Source organism: Antarctobacter aquimaris, from assembly GCF_900184945.1.
GTDB lineage: Bacteria > Pseudomonadota > Alphaproteobacteria > Rhodobacterales > Rhodobacteraceae > Maliponia > Maliponia aquimaris.
The window spans coordinates 113,121-128,151 of record NZ_FXYF01000009.1 but is presented as its reverse complement, the minus strand read 5'-3'; the positions used below and the strand labels follow the sequence as shown (position 1 = coordinate 128,151).

Annotated in this window: 15 protein-coding genes and 2 tRNA genes; 10 read left to right on the top strand and 7 right to left on the bottom strand. The window is 67.4% G+C overall.

The features are described from left to right. Positions 1-12 precede the first annotated feature (12 nt). From MAA8898_RS16475 to MAA8898_RS16460, 4 genes are all read left to right on the top strand, one after another. Positions 13-618 (top strand): helix-turn-helix transcriptional regulator, encoded by a 606-nt coding sequence (locus tag MAA8898_RS16475; protein WP_306456461.1) that lies wholly within the window; start codon positions 13-15, stop codon positions 616-618. A 246-nt stretch (positions 619-864) separates the two neighbouring features. Continuing rightward, a tRNA-OTHER gene (locus tag MAA8898_RS16470) sits at positions 865-937 on the top strand. 4 nt (positions 938-941) lie between these two features. Next, positions 942-1,016, top strand: a tRNA-Asn gene (locus MAA8898_RS16465). 387 nt (positions 1,017-1,403) lie between these two features. Further along, positions 1,404-2,552, top strand: coding sequence for a slipin family protein (locus MAA8898_RS16460; RefSeq protein ID WP_094022121.1), 1,149 nt, complete (start codon positions 1,404-1,406; stop codon positions 2,550-2,552). Between the two features lie 235 nt (positions 2,553-2,787). Here the strand turns inward: MAA8898_RS16460 and MAA8898_RS16455 are convergent, their stop codons facing one another. From MAA8898_RS16455 to pth, 3 genes are read right to left on the bottom strand one after another with little or no spacing between them, the layout of a single operon-like run. Continuing rightward, entirely contained in the window at positions 2,788-3,168 is a 381-nt protein-coding gene (locus tag MAA8898_RS16455; RefSeq protein WP_094022120.1) for a DUF2237 family protein, read from the bottom strand. Between the two features lie 16 nt (positions 3,169-3,184). Beyond that, positions 3,185-4,333: a serine hydrolase domain-containing protein gene (locus MAA8898_RS16450; RefSeq protein ID WP_094022119.1), complete on the bottom strand. Its 1,149-nt coding sequence runs from the start codon at positions 4,331-4,333 to the stop codon at positions 3,185-3,187. Beyond that, on the bottom strand, positions 4,330-5,022 hold the full coding sequence (pth, locus tag MAA8898_RS16445; RefSeq protein ID WP_094022118.1) for an aminoacyl-tRNA hydrolase: 693 nt from the start codon (positions 5,020-5,022) through the stop codon (positions 4,330-4,332). The genes MAA8898_RS16450 and pth overlap by 4 nt, the downstream gene beginning before the upstream one ends. A gap of 71 nt (positions 5,023-5,093) precedes the next feature. Between pth and hmuQ the strand changes: the two genes are divergently transcribed. Continuing rightward, positions 5,094-5,408, top strand: a complete 315-nt coding sequence (gene hmuQ, locus MAA8898_RS16440; protein ID WP_094022117.1) for a heme-degrading protein HmuQ — start codon at positions 5,094-5,096, stop codon at positions 5,406-5,408. Between the two features lie 79 nt (positions 5,409-5,487). Here the strand turns inward: hmuQ and MAA8898_RS16435 are convergent, their stop codons facing one another. After that, entirely contained in the window at positions 5,488-6,120 is a 633-nt protein-coding gene (locus tag MAA8898_RS16435) for a 50S ribosomal protein L25/general stress protein Ctc (protein WP_094022116.1), read from the bottom strand. 168 nt (positions 6,121-6,288) lie between these two features. On the opposite strand from MAA8898_RS16435, the gene MAA8898_RS16430 reads away from it, so the two are divergent. Continuing rightward, positions 6,289-7,452 (top strand): MFS transporter, encoded by a 1,164-nt coding sequence (locus tag MAA8898_RS16430; protein ID WP_094022115.1) that lies wholly within the window; start codon positions 6,289-6,291, stop codon positions 7,450-7,452. A 61-nt stretch (positions 7,453-7,513) separates the two neighbouring features. On the opposite strand, the gene MAA8898_RS16425 is transcribed toward MAA8898_RS16430, so the two are convergent. Continuing rightward, complete coding sequence (locus tag MAA8898_RS16425; RefSeq protein WP_094022114.1) at positions 7,514-8,677, bottom strand: alpha-hydroxy acid oxidase; 1,164 nt, start codon at positions 8,675-8,677, stop codon at positions 7,514-7,516. A gap of 130 nt (positions 8,678-8,807) precedes the next feature. Between MAA8898_RS16425 and MAA8898_RS16420 the strand changes: the two genes are divergently transcribed. Next, positions 8,808-9,344, top strand: coding sequence for a heme NO-binding domain-containing protein (locus MAA8898_RS16420; RefSeq protein ID WP_094022113.1), 537 nt, complete (start codon positions 8,808-8,810; stop codon positions 9,342-9,344). 3 nt (positions 9,345-9,347) lie between these two features. Next, positions 9,348-10,703 (top strand): ATP-binding protein, encoded by a 1,356-nt coding sequence (locus MAA8898_RS16415; protein WP_094022112.1) that lies wholly within the window; start codon positions 9,348-9,350, stop codon positions 10,701-10,703. Between the two features lie 83 nt (positions 10,704-10,786). On the opposite strand, the gene trpA is transcribed toward MAA8898_RS16415, so the two are convergent. After that, positions 10,787-11,578 (bottom strand): tryptophan synthase subunit alpha, encoded by a 792-nt coding sequence (trpA, locus tag MAA8898_RS16410; RefSeq protein ID WP_094022111.1) that lies wholly within the window; start codon positions 11,576-11,578, stop codon positions 10,787-10,789. A 162-nt stretch (positions 11,579-11,740) separates the two neighbouring features. Here trpA and ppk2 point away from each other — a divergent pair, with 162 nt between their 5' ends. Then, positions 11,741-12,778, top strand: coding sequence for a polyphosphate kinase 2 (gene ppk2, locus MAA8898_RS16405; protein ID WP_094022110.1), 1,038 nt, complete (start codon positions 11,741-11,743; stop codon positions 12,776-12,778). Between the two features lie 21 nt (positions 12,779-12,799). On the opposite strand, the gene MAA8898_RS16400 is transcribed toward ppk2, so the two are convergent. Beyond that, a complete protein-coding gene (locus MAA8898_RS16400; RefSeq protein WP_094022109.1) occupies positions 12,800-13,441 on the bottom strand; it encodes a TIGR02453 family protein in 642 nt (213 codons plus the stop codon). A gap of 103 nt (positions 13,442-13,544) precedes the next feature. Here MAA8898_RS16400 and MAA8898_RS16395 point away from each other — a divergent pair, with 103 nt between their 5' ends. Beyond that, complete coding sequence (locus MAA8898_RS16395; RefSeq protein ID WP_094022108.1) at positions 13,545-14,918, top strand: MATE family efflux transporter; 1,374 nt, start codon at positions 13,545-13,547, stop codon at positions 14,916-14,918. Positions 14,919-15,031: the final 113 nt, after the last annotated feature.

The window sequence follows — 15,031 nt, the reverse complement described above, 5'->3', positions numbered from 1 at the left end:
CGGAGCGGCCCGGTGAAGGCTTCGGCGATCTTCGCCCTGCTCATGGCCTTGCAGCTGTTGTGCGGCGGCTTCCTGCTGCGTGAAGTCATCGCTTCGGTCTTTGCGCTGCGGTTTGAGCCGGTCTCCTGGGCGCTGGTCGAACTGGTCGAGGTCGGCGCCATCCTGGGCCTGCTGTTCGGCGTCGTGGCCAGCGGCCTCCTGTTGCGCCAGTCTCTGCGCCGCCAACGCAGCGCCGAGGCCAGCCTGCGCGTGGCGTCCGGCGCCTTCATGCAGGTGCTGGACGAAAAGTTCACCGCCTGGCGGCTGACCCCGGCAGAGCGGGATGTCGCCCTGTTCGCGATCAAGGGCCTGTCGATCTCCGAGATCGCCGGTCTGCGGTCCACCTCCGAAGGCACCGTCAAGGCGCAGACCAACGCGATCTACCGCAAGGCCCAGGTCAGCGGGCGGCCGCAACTGCTCAGCCTGTTCATCGACGAGCTGATGGGCGATGCCCTGCCCGGGGTCACCCCGGCCCCCGAACTCCGGATCATGAGCCCACCGGAGCCGGAGGCCGAGCCGGACAGCGTCCCGGACCCGCCCTCAAAACCGGCAATTTCCGCAAATCCGCAATCACTTTGAACGCCACAAAAGATCGGGCATCCGCCACGTATCTTTGCATTTGTTGCCTTGATGCGTAATATTGTTGCGCGCGCGACACGCGGCCGCAGGGGCAGGAATTCCTGACTGGAGCGAGTCACCCAACCCCGGCTATCCAGCAGTCCCGGCCATCATGGATCGGACCCTAGCGGGCGGAGCTTCCAAACCTCCCCCGGTGCAGTCGGCACTGCCGTTCCTGTATGCCAGGGCCTGTCCGGACCCCGGGTCGACGTTGTAGCTCAGCCTGGTAGAGCAGCGGGCCTTTGCCTGCCGGTCGGGGGTTCGAATCCCTCCAGTGTCACACCGCAAACGTAGCTCATGGGAAGAGCATTCGGCTGTTAACCGAAGTGTAGCAGGTTCGACTCCTGCCTTTTGCTCCAAACGTCCCTCATGGGGGCGCCGGCCTTAAACGCCGGTCCGCGAAAGCGGTCCAAACTTCACGGGTCCGGGGCGTCCTCCGCAGGAGGGGCCCCAGCCAACCCTTGTCCGGCAACGGGCGGGGGGCGGCACGGGCTTCGCCTGCTCCGGCCATGGTCCGGAGCGCCGGATGACGGTTCCACCGGGTTCCGGTCCGCTGCGCGCCCCTCGGGGCGGTGGCGCGCCGGGGCTCCGCGCCCCTCTCGCCGGTCTCCCGCCCGCGGTCGCGGCAGGGGGGCGTTCCGGGCTCACCCCTTTACACCTGCGGGGCATTGCTGCCTCCAACCCTCTGCAACCAAAGGAACATCGCATTGCGACGACGATAGGCGCGACGAAGAAGGAGACATGAGATGACCAACGTGCTGATCCGAATAGCCCGGACCCTGGCCGGGCGCGAACGCATCACCCTGTCCGAGAACGAGCGCATGCTCGTCCTCGTCAACGGGCGGTTCGACGCGCTGCTTGGCCCCGGGGACCACTTGATCCGCCGCGACGACAGCACGCGCGAACTGCACAGCATCGAGCGTCTCCGCTTCACCTCGACCTACGACCGGGCGCTGTTCCGCACCCGGCCCGACCTGGCCGAGGGGCACCTGACCGAAGTGCGCACCGCACCCGGCGAGGTCGCCGTGGTCGCGCGGGACGGACGGCCCGTCGAGGTGCTCTTTCCCGAAGAGCGGGTGGTCTACTGGACCGACGCGGGGCCCTTCACGGTCGAACGCTTCGACCTGGCCGAGCAGCCCCGCGTGGCGCCCACGCTGGCGCGGCGTCTGGAACAGGCGGGCCTGTCGCGGGCGCTGACCACGCTGCGGGTGCCGGACGGGATGGTCGGGATGCTGTTCCTTGACGGGGTGCTGGCGGGCCGGCTGGCGCCGGGGGTGCATGCCTTCTGGGCGCAGCGCCCCGCCGCGACGGTCAAGCTGGTGGACCTGCGCCAGCGGGCGCACGAGGTCGCCGGGCAGGAGATCCTGACCAGGGACCGCGTGACGATCCGGGTCAACCTGACGGCGGTCTACCGCGTGACCGACCCCGAGCTTGCGGTGACCACGGTGACCGACTTCGAGGAGGCGCTGCACCGCGCGGTGCAACTGGTCTTCCGCCGGCGCCTGGGGGCGCTGACGCTGGACCAGCTGCTGGCCGAAAAGGGGGCCGTGGACGTCGAGGCGGGGGAAACCCTGCGGGCCGAGATGGCCCGGATCGGGATCGAACTGCAGGAAATCGCCCTCAAGGACGTGATCCTGCCCGGCGAGATCCGCGAGATCCTGAACCGTGTGGTCGAGGCCGAAAAGGCGGCCGAGGCCAACGTGATCCTGCGGCGCGAGGAAACGAACGCGATGCGGTCGCTTCTGAACACCGCCAAGGTGATGGAGAACAACCCCGTAATGCTGCGGCTCAAGGAACTGGAGGCGCTCGAGGCCATCGCCGCGAAGGTGGATCACCTGACCGTGCACAACGGGACGCAGGGCCTGCTGCAGGACATCGCGCGGCTGCGCGACTGACCTGCGAGACACGAAAAAGCCGCTCCGGGAAACCGGGGCGGCAGTTTCGTGAGTGGGGCCCCGGACCGGAGGAAAAGTCTGGGGATAGATTGCCTTGCCTTAAGTGGCAGGGCGTTTGAGAGGCAACCAGCCTGTCCTTATGTTGTAATCGGATAAGAGTTAACGATCGGTAAATTCTTGCCAAACATCGCTGACATCGCCGTGAACGTCACTGGACCGGACCGTGACCCGGCGATCAGTCCCCGGCCGCGATGTCGTTGGCTTCGAGAACGTCCAGCGGCACGATATCCAGCGCGCGCGCGTGGGTTGCGGCCAGGTTCACCTTCGGCGCGCAGCCCTCGTTGTGCGCCTGGAGAAAGCGCGCGGCGCAGAGGCACCACTGGTCGCCCGGTTTCAGCCCGGCGAACTGGAATTCCGGCCGCGGCGTCGACAGGTCGTTGCCGACATACTTGGAAAAGGCCAGGAACTCGGCCGTCATGACCGCGCAGACGGTATGGCTGCCGCGGTCCTCGGCGCAGGTGTTGCAGTGCCCGTCGCGAAAGAACCCGGTCAGAGGCTTCTGCGAGCAGACTTCAAGTTTGCCGCCCAGAACGTTGGAAGAAGGGTCTTTCTTCATGTTATCCGATCCTCTGTCACAACGCCGCGAGACGGCGGAACATCTGCAACGCGTCGTCGAATGCGCCGGCCTCGCGAAAGTGCAGGTCTGCCGCGGTCACGGCCACGACCGTGCCGCTCTGCCTGTCGATATAAACATATTGCCCATAGATGCCACGCGCCATGAATTCACCGGCGCGGGCATCGGCGGGCATCCACCACTGGTAACCGTACTTCAGCTTGCCGGGGTCGGTCCGGGCCGAAGGCGTCGTGCTTTCGATCACCCAGGCCTCGGGCACCACCTGGCGGCCCTCGATCCGCCCGCCATCGCGGAACATCTCGCCCAGCCGGGCATAGTCGCGCAGCGTCATGTTCAGACCACCCAGCGCGAAGGCCACGCCGTAACCGTCTGTCAGATAATAGGGTTTTCCGACTGTCCCCATGGGGTCCAGCAGTTCTTCGGCCAGCAGGTCCGGCAGGGGCTGCCCAGTCGCGCCGCGCACCACCATCGACAGCACATGCGTGTCGATCGAGACGTAGCGCCAGGCCGTGCCCGGCGGGGTGTCCGTCTCGGTCAGGTCGGCGGCAAATCCGTCCATCGACCCGCCCAGCGCAAGAACGCGCCCCATCTTGTTGATGTCGCTCCAGAAATCCAGGTAATCCTCGTCAAAGACGACCCCGGTGGACATCTGCAACACGTTGCGCAACGTCGCCCCGTCATAGGCGGTGCCTTTCAGTCGGGGCGCGTAGGTCGTCACCGGATCGTCGAGGCTGGCGATCTTGCCCTGCGCATGAACGATCCCCACCAGCGCCGAGAGGTAGGATTTTGCGATCGACCACGAGATGCGCAGATCCTCGGGGCCGGTGCCAAGGCGATAGCTTTCGTGCACGACCGCGCCCTGTTTCAGCACGATCACGCCGGTCACCGCGCGCCGCACCAGCCAGTCCTGCCAGTCACCCGGCAGCGCCATCGCGGGGCCCGTGGGCAGCGGGACAGCCGTGGTGTGGACCGGGATCGGCACCGACTCGAACAGCCGGTCCATGTGGCTGAAGTTCTGGACGATACTGTCCTCGTCGAACAGCGTCACCGTCGCGCCCAGCCGCATCAGCGGCTCGCGGTAGCTGACGCCAACCCCGGCCACCCCGGCCAGCAGCACCAGCGGCACGAGGGTGAGCCAGCGTTTCATGATCGGAACTTGTCGGCCAGCCGTTGTAGCGGAGAGCGGGGCGGGGAGGCTTCCGTTGGTGGCTCCGAGGCGGCGTCAGGCGGCGTCTCCGGCGCCTTCGCAGGGGTCCTGGACGACCGGGGCGGCGCGGTGCGCAGCGCGACGGCGTTCATGAACTTGCCCGCATCGCCATCGGCCAGCTGCGGCGCGCCGTCCGCGATCCCGCGCAGCAGGTCGTCCAGCCAGTCCTGGTCCGCCTTGTGGAAATCGTGCAGCACATAGGCCGCCACCAGCTCCTTGCGGCCGGGATGGCCGATGCCCAGCCGCACGCGGCGGTACGCCTCGCCGATGTGGGCGTGGATCGACCGCAGCCCGTTGTGCCCCGCGTGCCCGCCACCCATCTTGACCTTGCACTTGCCCGGGGCAAGGTCCAGCTCGTCGTGGAACACCGTCACGTCGCCCGGTTCCAGCTTGTAGAACCGCATCGCCTCGCCCACCGACTGGCCGGACAGGTTCATGTAGGTCTCGGGCTTGAGCAGCAGCACCTTGTCGTCGCCCAGCCGGCCTTCGGCGCACTGGCCCTGGAACCGCGCCTTCCACGGGCCAAAGCCGTGTTCCTCGGCGATCCGCTCCACCGCCATGAAGCCGATGTTGTGCCGGTTGCCCGCGTATTTCGTGCCGGGATTGCCGAGACCAACGAATATCTGCACTGTGTCCTCCGGGATCCTGCCTGCCGCCCTATCTAGGCCAGAGCGGGCATCATTCACAACGGGAGAGCGGAATGTACCTCACCATGAACCGCTTCAAGGTGGTCAAATCCGAGGCCGAAGCCTTTGAGGAGCTGTGGAAGAGCCGCGACAGTCACCTCAAGACGGTGCCGGGCTTTCGCAGTTTCGCGCTGATGCGGGGGCCGGAGGGGGACGACCACGTTCTCTATGCCTCGCACACGCTGTGGAAGGACGCGGCGAGTTTCACCGCCTGGACCCGCTCCGAGGCGTTTCGCGCCGCGCATGGCGGGGCGAAAAGCTCGGCACACATGTACCTGGCGCCGCCGGAGCTGGAGATCTTCGAGGCGGTGCAGGTGCTGAACGCCTGACGCGACGTGCCGCGCGGCACAAACGAAAACCCCCCGCCCGATGGGCAGGGGGTCCGATTTCCGGAACGGTCCGGCAAACTCAGTCTTCGTCGCCCTCGTCGGCCGCGGCTTCTTCGGCCGCTTCGTTGTCCTGCGACTGCAGGCCCGACGGAGCCGAGATGTTGGCGATGACAAAGTTCCGGTCGATCGTCGCCTTGGTGCCTTCGGGCAGCGTCACGTCGTTGATGTGGACGATGTCGCCGATCTTGAGGCCGGTGAGGTCGACGGTGATCTTCTCGGGAATGTCACCCGCGGTCACCAGCAGCTCGACTTCGGGGCGCACCACGGTCAGCACGCCGCCGCGGCGCAGGCCGGGGGCTTCGTCTTCGTTGATGAACTCGACCGGGATGTAGAGCGTGACCTTGGTGGTGCGGCGCAGGCGCATGAAATCGACATGCGTCGGCAGGTCCTTGACCACGTCGCGCTGCACGTCGCGGCAGATGACGCGCACGTCCTCCTGGCCTTCGACCTGCAGGTTGAACAGCGTGGACTTGAAGCGGCCCTGCTTGAGGCGCTTGAGCAGCACGTTGAACGGGATCTGGATCGGCAGCGGCTCTTTCTCGCCACCGAAAACGATGCCCGGAACCATGCCCGCGCGGCGGGCCTGACGAGCGGCGCCCTTGCCTGTCCCCGTCCGTTCCAGGGCCTTGAGATCAGGAATCTCACCAGCCATGTTGTTTCTCCATATGATCAGGGCAGGGTGCCTCCAAGGCTGTCACCCCGCGTTGAGGCCTGAGCGCCTAAACCGGATCGCCCAGGTTGGCAAGGCGATTCTGGGCCCGCGTTGCCGCGATGTCGTTTCCCGCTGGACGGCGCCTGCGCGGCGTGCCACCCGGGGGTCATGCTGCGTGATCTCTATATCAGCCGGGGCCCCGCCGCCGGTTTCGTTGCCGTGGGGCTGTACTGGGGCGCCTTTGCCGCGCTTGTGCCCGATCTCAAGCCGCAGGTCGGGCTGACCGATGGCGAATTCGGCCTGGCCATGCTGGTCTCGGCGGTCGGGGCGGTGATGGCCATGTGGCTGGCGCCGCTGGTGCAGCGCCGTCTGGGCGCGCGTGACCTGCCTCTGGCGGGGCTGGCGATGGCTGCGGCCTTCCTGTTGCCGGGGTTGGCGCCGGATGGCGTGGTCTTTGCGCTGTGCATGATGGGCGCTGCGATGGCCTCGGGCACGCTGGACGTGACCATGAACGCCCGCCTGTCGATGCTGGAAGAGCAGAGCCGGCGGTCCCTGATGAACCTCAACCACGGGCTGTTTTCCATCGGCTACGCGGTCTCGGCGCTGGCCACGGGGCTGGCGCGCGAGGCGGGGTGGACGCCCTTCATGGTCTTTGCCGCGCTGGGGGTGCCGGTGCTGGCGCTCTGCGTGCAGATGGCGCGCGCACCGGTGCGCGAGACGCCGCGCGCCGCCGATGCGCTGCCCGCCGCCCCGCTGTCCTGGGCGCTGCTGGCGCCGCTGGGGCTGATCGTGCTGCTGGGTTTCATGGCCGAGCAGGGGACCGAGGGCTGGTCGGCGCTGCACCTCGAACGCGGCCTGGGCGCGGGGGCGGCGGCCGGGGCGCTGGGTCCGGCGATCCTGGGGCTGACCATGGCGGCGGGCCGCTTTGGCGGGCAGATGGTGGCGCAGCGGGTGTCCGAGGCGGTCATGCTGCGCGGCGCGGCGGTGATGACCGCCGTGGGCGCGGTCGTGGCGGCCTGGGCGCCGGGGCTGGCCGTGGCCTACATCGGCTTTGCCGTGCTGGGGTTCGGCGTGTCGGTGGTGGCGCCGATGGCGTTTTCCTGGTGCGGGCGGCTGGTGCCGTCGGAACACAAGGCGCTGGCGATCAGCCGGGTGGCGGTGATGGGCTACGCCGGGTTCTTCGTCGGCCCGCCGTTGATGGGCGGTCTGTCCGAAGCCTTTGGCCTGGCCGCGTCGTTTACCGTGGTGGGCGGGCTGATGCTGGTGGTGCCGCTGGTGCTGGTGCCGATGGCGGCGCGCGCCGCCACCAGGGGCGCTATCCCCGCCAAGTGACCCGGCGGGGTGTTTCGCGTGCGAAACATTTCTTTTGTTAACAGTCGGTTAATCCGGGGTGTCAGCTCCAGTCGCCGGCGAAGCCCTTGGGCACCATCAGGATATCGCGGTCCACCTTCTCGATGTCGGTCCGGCCGGACAGCGCCATGGACAGCTCCAGCTCCTTGTGGATGACCTCCAGCGCGCGGGTCACGCCCTGCTGGCCCATCGCGCCCAGGCCGTAGACGTAGGCGCGGCCGATCCAGACGCCCTTGGCCCCCAGCGCGCGCGCCTTCAACACGTCCTGGCCCGAGCGTACGCCGCCGTCCATGTGGATCTCGATCTTGTCGCCGACGGCATCCACGATCGGCTCCAGCGCGCGGATGGATGACAGCGCGCCGTCCAGCTGCCGGCCGCCGTGGTTGGAGACGACGATCGCGTCGGCGCCCACGTTGCAGGCCTCCCGCGCGTCGCGCGGGTCCATGATGCCCTTGATGATCAGCGGGCCGTCCCACATCTTGCGGAACTCGCGGATGCGGTCCCAGTTCAGCGACTGGTCAAAGCTTTCCGCCGTCCAGGTCGACAGCGAGGAGGGATCGGTCACCCCCTTGGCATGGCCGACGATGTTGCCGAAAAACCGCCGCTTGGTCTGCAACATGCCAAGGCCCCACTGCACCTTGGTCATCATGTTGGCGACCGAGGCGGGCGTCAGCTTGGGCGGGGCGGAGAGGCCGTTCTTGACGTCCTTGTGGCGCTGGCCCAGAAGTTGCAGGTCAACGGTGATGACCGCCGCCGAGCATTTCGCCTCTTTCGCCCGGTCGAACAGGTTCTGCATGAAGGCGTTGTCCTTCAGCGTGTAGACCTGCATCCAGAACGGCTTGGAGGTGTTGGCGGCGACATCTTCGATGGAGCAGATCGACATCGTCGACAGGCAGTAGGGCACGCCAAAGGTTTCGGCCGCGCGGGCGGCCTTGATCTCGCCGTCGAAGTGCTGCATCCCGGTCAGCCCGACCGGCGCCAGCGCCACCGGCATGGACACGTCCTGGCCGATCATCTGCGTTTTCGTCGAGCGCCCCGCCATGTCCACGGCGACCCGCTGGCGCAGGTAGATCTTGTCGAAATCCGAAGAATTTTCCCGAAAGGTCTGCTCGGACCAGCTGCCTGACTCGCAATAGTCGTAGAACATCTTCGGGACCCGGCGGCGGTACAGGCGCTTGAGGTCCTCGATTTCGGCAATGACGGGCATGGGGACAGCCTTCTGTTGAAATTGGTAAGGTTCGATTACCAATGAAGCCTGGTTGGCGCAATGCGACTTTTAAGCCCGCGTTCACCGCATTGCGCTATCGCGGAGTGCGGAAGTCAGTCGGAGCGCCGGGATGAAGGGCATCGTGTTCACGGAACTGCTGGAAATGGCAGAAACGGCGGTCGGCGAAGAGGCCGTCGACGCGATCCTTGACCGGCTCGATCTTGGCTCGGGCGGGGTCTACACGGCGGTCGGGCACTACCCCTGCTCCGAACTGTTGCAGATCGTCTCGGCGCTGGGCGAGGCGACCGGCGTGCCCGACGCCGATCTTCAACGCCGGTTCGGTGTCTGGATGCACCGGCGCTTTGTCGACAGCTACCCGGAGTTCTTTCGCGACAAGGCGACGGCGCTGGACATGCTGGATGCGATCGAGACCGAGGTTCACGTGGAGGTGCGCAAGCTCTACCCGGACGCGGAGCTGCCGGTGTTCCGGACCCGCCGCCATGGCGCTGACCGGCTGGAGATGATCTACCGGTCCGAACGGCCGCTGGCGGCCTTCTGCCACGGGATGGTCGAAGCCTGCGTCGGCCACTTCGGGCAACCGGCCCGCATCACGGTGGAGCAGGCGTCTGACCGCGAGGCCGTCTTTGACGTCCGGCTGGAGCGATGAGGCATGGGGACGGTCCCGCGCAGCGCGGGCGATGACAGCGTCTCGCGTCGCCGCTACGAACGGGAGCGGCAGGCGCGCAAGGAGGCCGAACGCCTGCTGGAGGCGAAAAGCCGCGCGTTGTTCGAGGCCAACGCCGAACTGAAGGTGCAGGCGCAGGCGCTGGAACAGGCGGTGCGCGACCGCACGCTGGAACTGGAGCGCGCCAAGACCGCCGCGGAATCCTCCAGCGCCGCCAAGAGCGGCTTCCTCGCCATGATCAGCCACGAGATCCGGACTCCGCTGAACGGGGTGCTGGGCATGGCCACCGCGCTGGCGGAATGCGATCTGCCGCGTGAACAGCGCGAGATGGCCGAGATCATCCAGAACTGCGGCCTGTCGCTGCTGGAGCTGTTGAACGACCTGCTCGACCTGTCCAAGATCGAAGCCGACAAGATGGAGCTGGAAGAGCGTGATTTCGACCTCGACGCGCTGTGCCACGAAATCCTCCGGGTCTACGCGCCGCGCGCCGAGAGCAAGGGCCTGCGCCTGGAGCTGCGGCAGGGCGAGGGGGCGCGCGGCTGGCTGTGCAGCGATCCGACGCGGCTGCGCCAGGTGGTCATCAACCTGCTGTCAAATGCGCTCAAGTTCACGTCGCGCGGCCATGTGGAGATCGACCTGGTGCGCGACGGCGACCTGCTGCGCGTCGAGGTGCGCGACACCGGCCCCGGCGTGCCGCCCGAACGGCGCGGCCGCCTGTTCGAAGCCTTCACCCAGGCCGACGCGTCGATCACCCGCAAGTTCGGCGGCACCGGGCTGGGGCTGACCATCTCGAGACGCATCTGCCGGCTGCTGGGCGGCGACCTGGTCTATGCGCCGGCGCCGGGGGGCGGGGCCTGTTTTGTCGCCAGTCTGAGGGTCGCGGATGCCCGGCCAAGGACGGCGGCTGCGCCGCACCGCTCCGACATGGCGGAGGTGGTCCTGCGCGCCCGGCGCTGGCGCGTGCTGGTCGCCGAGGACAGCGATACCAACCAGCGGGTCCTGCGCCTGCTGTTGCGCCGTTACCGGATGATCCTGGACATGGTCGGCGACGGGGCCGCCGCGGTCGAGGCGCATTGCGCGGCGCCCTACGACCTGATCCTGATGGACGTGAACATGCCGGTCATGAACGGGCTGGAGGCGGCGGCGATGATCCGCCAGGTCGAGTTCGCGCGCGACCTGGCGCGGGTTCCGATCGTTGCGCTGACCGCCAACGCGATGACCCACCAGGTGTCCAGCTACCTGACGCAGGGCATCGACGCCCACGTGGCCAAGCCCATCCGGCGCGAGGAGCTGGCGGCCTGCATGGGCCGCCTGCTGAGTGCAACGCTCGGGACGGATTGATCGCCTCCGGCTAAGGCTGGAACACCGCCTCCGGCTCAGGTTGGAACACCGCCTCCGGCTCAGGCCAAGATACCGCCTCCGGCTCAGGCGGAATGCGCGCCCTCGGCCAGCCTGGCGACAAAGGACAACACCTGGTCCACCGGCTTGCCCGAGGCGATCTCGGCCACGATGGCCGAGCCGACGACGCAGCCATCGGCCACCTGCGCGATGGCGCGGCTGGTTTCCGGGGTGCGGATGCCGAAACCCACCACGATGGGCAGGTCCGTGGCGGCCTTGAGGCGGGCCACTTCGGGCCCGACATCGGTCGCCTGCGCGGCGGCGGCGCCGGTGATGCCGGTGATCGACACGTAATAGACAAAGCCGGAGGTGTTCTGCATCACCTTGGGCAGGCGGCGATCGTCCGTTGTCGGCGTGGCGAGGCGGATGAAGTTCAGCCCGGCCTTCTGCGCGGGAATGCACAGCTCATCGTCCTCTTCGGGCGGCAGGTCGACGATGATCAGCCCGTCGATCCCGGCCTCGCGCGCCTGTTCCAGGAAGCGGTCGACGCCGCGCGAATAGATCGGGTTGTAATAGCCCATCAGCACGATCGGCGTGTCCGGATCGCCGGCGCGGAAGTCGCGCACCATCGCCAGGGTCTTGTCCAGCGTCATCCTGGCCTCGAGCGCGCGCTGCCCAGCCAACTGGATGGTCGGGCCGTCGGCCATCGGATCGGTGAAGGGCAGGCCCAGCTCGATCACGTCGACGCCGGCCGCCGGCAGGCCCTTCATGATCGCCAGCGAGGTTTCGACATCCGGGTCCCCGGCCATGATGTAGGAAACAAAGGCCTTGCGGCCTTCGGATTTCAGCCGGGCGAAGGTGGATTCGATGCGTGTCATGTCTCACTCCGATCAGGGCTTTCGCGTCTTGCAGGATCGGGCAGGGAAAATCAATGCCACTGGGCGAGAGGGCGTTTCCCGGCCTTCATTTGACCTGCCGCAAGGACGGTTTCGGCCCTTTGTGCCATACTGCGCGCAACGAAAAACGCGAAGGGATTTCCAATGCCGCCAGCCGATACTGCCAATCTCGACACGACCGACGTTTCCGAGCCGCGCGCAAACGGCGCCGATGTGTCTCCGGCCCCGGAGACTGCGGTGGGACCCGCCGACGGCGACGCCAGGACCGCCACCACAGAGCCGCAAGCGCCGCTGCCCACTGGGGCACGCCCGGCCTCGACCCGCCGCCACCCGACCTCGGACGAGATCCGGCGCGCCTTCGAGAGCGGCGAGTACCCCTATGTGGACCGGCTGTCGCGGCGGACGTACGAGCGTGAAAAGGCGCGGCTTCAGGCCGAACTGCTCAAGGTGCAGCTCTGGGCGCAGGACACCGGGCAGAAGTTCGTCCTGATCTTCGAAGGCCGCGATGCCGCCGGCAAGGGCGGCACGATCAAGCGGTTCACCGAGCACCTGAACCCGCGGACCGCCCGCGTCGTCGCGCTGAACAAGCCGACCGAGCAGGAGCGCGGCCAGTGGTATTTCCAGCGCTACGTCCAGCACCTGCCCACCTCGGGCGAGATCGTGCTGTATGACCGGTCGTGGTACAACCGCGCCGGGGTCGAGCGGGTGATGGGCTTTTGCGAGCCCAACGACTACCTCGAATTCATGCGCCAGACGCCCGACTTCGAGCAGATGCTGGTGCGCTCGGGCATCCATCTCTACAAGTACTGGTTCTCGGTCACCCAGGACGAACAGCGCCGCCGCTTTGCCAGCCGCGAAACCGACCCGCTGAAACAGTGGAAGCTGTCGCCGATCGACATGGCGAGCCTGGGAAAGTGGGACGACTACACCGAGGCCAAGGAGGCGATGTTCTTTTATACCGACACCGCCGATGCGCCCTGGACGGTGATCAAGTCCGACGACAAGAAACGCGCGCGGCTGAACTGCATGCGGCATTTCCTGTCGACGCTGGATTATCCCGGCAAGGATTTCAAGCTGGTGGGCCATCCCGACCCGCTGATCGTCGGCGGGGCGAATCACGTCATCCACCGCTCCGACCACATCCTGGGCAAGGCGCTGCACCCCGAAGCGCGGCGGGTCTAGGCGCATCCCCGGCGGGCGGGGTCAGGCGATCTCGCCCAGCCAGTCCATCAGCGGCGCGAATGCGGCAAACACCGTTTTCAGGGCCTGTTCCGGATCGGCGGACAACTCGTCCTCGAGGTTGTCGCGCCAGGCGACGAACCCCTTGTGGCGCAGCAGTTCTTCGCGCGGGTGATCGGCGGGGTAGGGCGGTGGCGCCCGTTTCAGCGCCGGCGCATCGACGCGCCAGCCCGCCTCGCGCACCATGGTCTCCAGCGCCTCGCCGCGTTCGGACGCTGCGGCCTCGCGCCAGCGGTCCAGCTGGCCGTCCTCAAGGCGCATCAGGCCGGCGCCGGCGGTGGCGTAACTGCCCGAGATGCCCAGCATCCAGGCACGCCCGTCCGGCAGTGACCACATCATGTGCAGATGTGCGTGATAGGGTGTCTTGTCCTCGGTGAAACGGACATCGCGGTGCGGGCGGAACAGCTTGGTCCGCGGCACGGTGCCCCCTGTTTCGCCCAGCCAGGCGGCAATCTGCGCCAGCAGCTTTTCCGATGGCCGTTTCAGCGCACTGTCATAATGCGCCTTGTTGGCCTGGAACCAGGCCCTGTTGTTGTTCAGTTCGAGGTCCCGAAGAAAGGCCCGGGCGTCCGGCAGGAGCCGGCTTGGATCGACAGGGTCTGCCATGAAATGAGTCCAACGAATTGTATTATACTTTAGTGTAGCACAGGCCTTTCCAGAGCGCACCTGTGGCCTTGTCACAGGGCGGTGCGCTGAGTAAGGCCGGAACATGACCCAGCCCGTCCGCCACGCCGACCACACCCGCGCCGTTCTGCGCCTGGGCCTGCCGTTGATCGGCGGCAACCTGGCGCAATTCGCCATCGGGCTGACCGATACGGTCATGGTGGGCTGGTACGGGGTGCCGGAACTGGCGGCGCTGACTCTGGCGGGGTCGTTCTTTTTCACTTTGTTCCTGTTCGGCTCCGGTTTCGGCTGGGCGATCATGCCGATGGTGGCGACCTACGCGGCGCGCGACGACCACGTGCAGGTGCGCCGGGCCACCCGCATGGCGCTGTGGCTGTCGCTGATCTACGTCGCGCTGACCTTGCCGTTGTTCTGGCACTCGGGCGCGATCCTGCGCGCCATCGGTCAGACCGAAGAGGTCGCGGCGCTGGCGCAGGACTACCTGCGGTTCGCCGGGCTGGGACTCTTGCCGGCGCTGGGCGTCGTCACGCTGAAGAACTACCTCGCCGGGCTGGAACACACGCGGGTCGTGCTGTGGGTGACGCTGGTGGCGGCGCTGGCCAATGGCCTGGGCAACTACGTGCTGATCTTCGGCAACTGGGGCGCGCCGGAACTGGGCATCGCCGGGGCGGCCATCGCCTCGGTGCTGGTGCAGGTGGTCACGCTGGGCCTGGTGATCGCCTACGCCCTGCGGGTGCTGCCCGAGCATGACCTGTTCGTGCGGTTCTGGCGGCCGGACTGGGACATGTTCGGCCGGGTGTTCCAGCTGGGCTGGCCGATCGGGCTGACGACGCTGGCCGAGGTCGCATTGTTCGCCGGGTCGGCTGTGATGATGGGCTGGCTGGGGACCATCCCGCTGGCGGCGCACGGCGTGGCGATCCAGATCGTCTCGGCCGCCTTCACGGTCCAGTTGGGCCTGTCGAACGTGGCCACCGTGCGCGCGGGATCGGCGCTGGGCCGGGGAGATCTGCCGCACCTGCTGGGCGGCGCGCGGGTGGTGCTGGTGCTGGGCGGCGTGGCGGCGGCGCTGACCATCGCGGTCTTCGTCGCGCTGCCCGAGACGCTGATGGGCCTGTTCATCGACCCCGCCGACCCCGACCGCGATGCGATCATCGCCGCGGGGCGGGGGCTGCTGCTGATGGCGGCGCTGTTCCAGGCAGTGGACGCGGCGCAGGTGATCCACCTTGGCCTGCTGCGCGGGTTGCACGACACGCGGGTGCCGATGGTCATTGCGGCCATCGCCTACTGGGGCGTCGGCATGCCCTCGGCCTGGTATTTCGGTTTCGTGCAGGGCTGGGGCGGTGAGGGCATCTGGTTTGGCCTGGTGCTGGGGCTGGCCGCGGCGGGTGGATTGCTGGCGCAGCGGTTCTGGACCTGCGGCCAGGCGATCCTGTCGCGCCATGCGGCGCATTCGGGCTGACCGCCTTCGGCGGGCAGATCCCCGGCTCGGTGGTGGAATTCCCCCATTGAGGGTAAACCTGACTGGTGTTTAAGTGTTTTCCAGGAGCGGCGAACACGATCCGCGCCACTCAA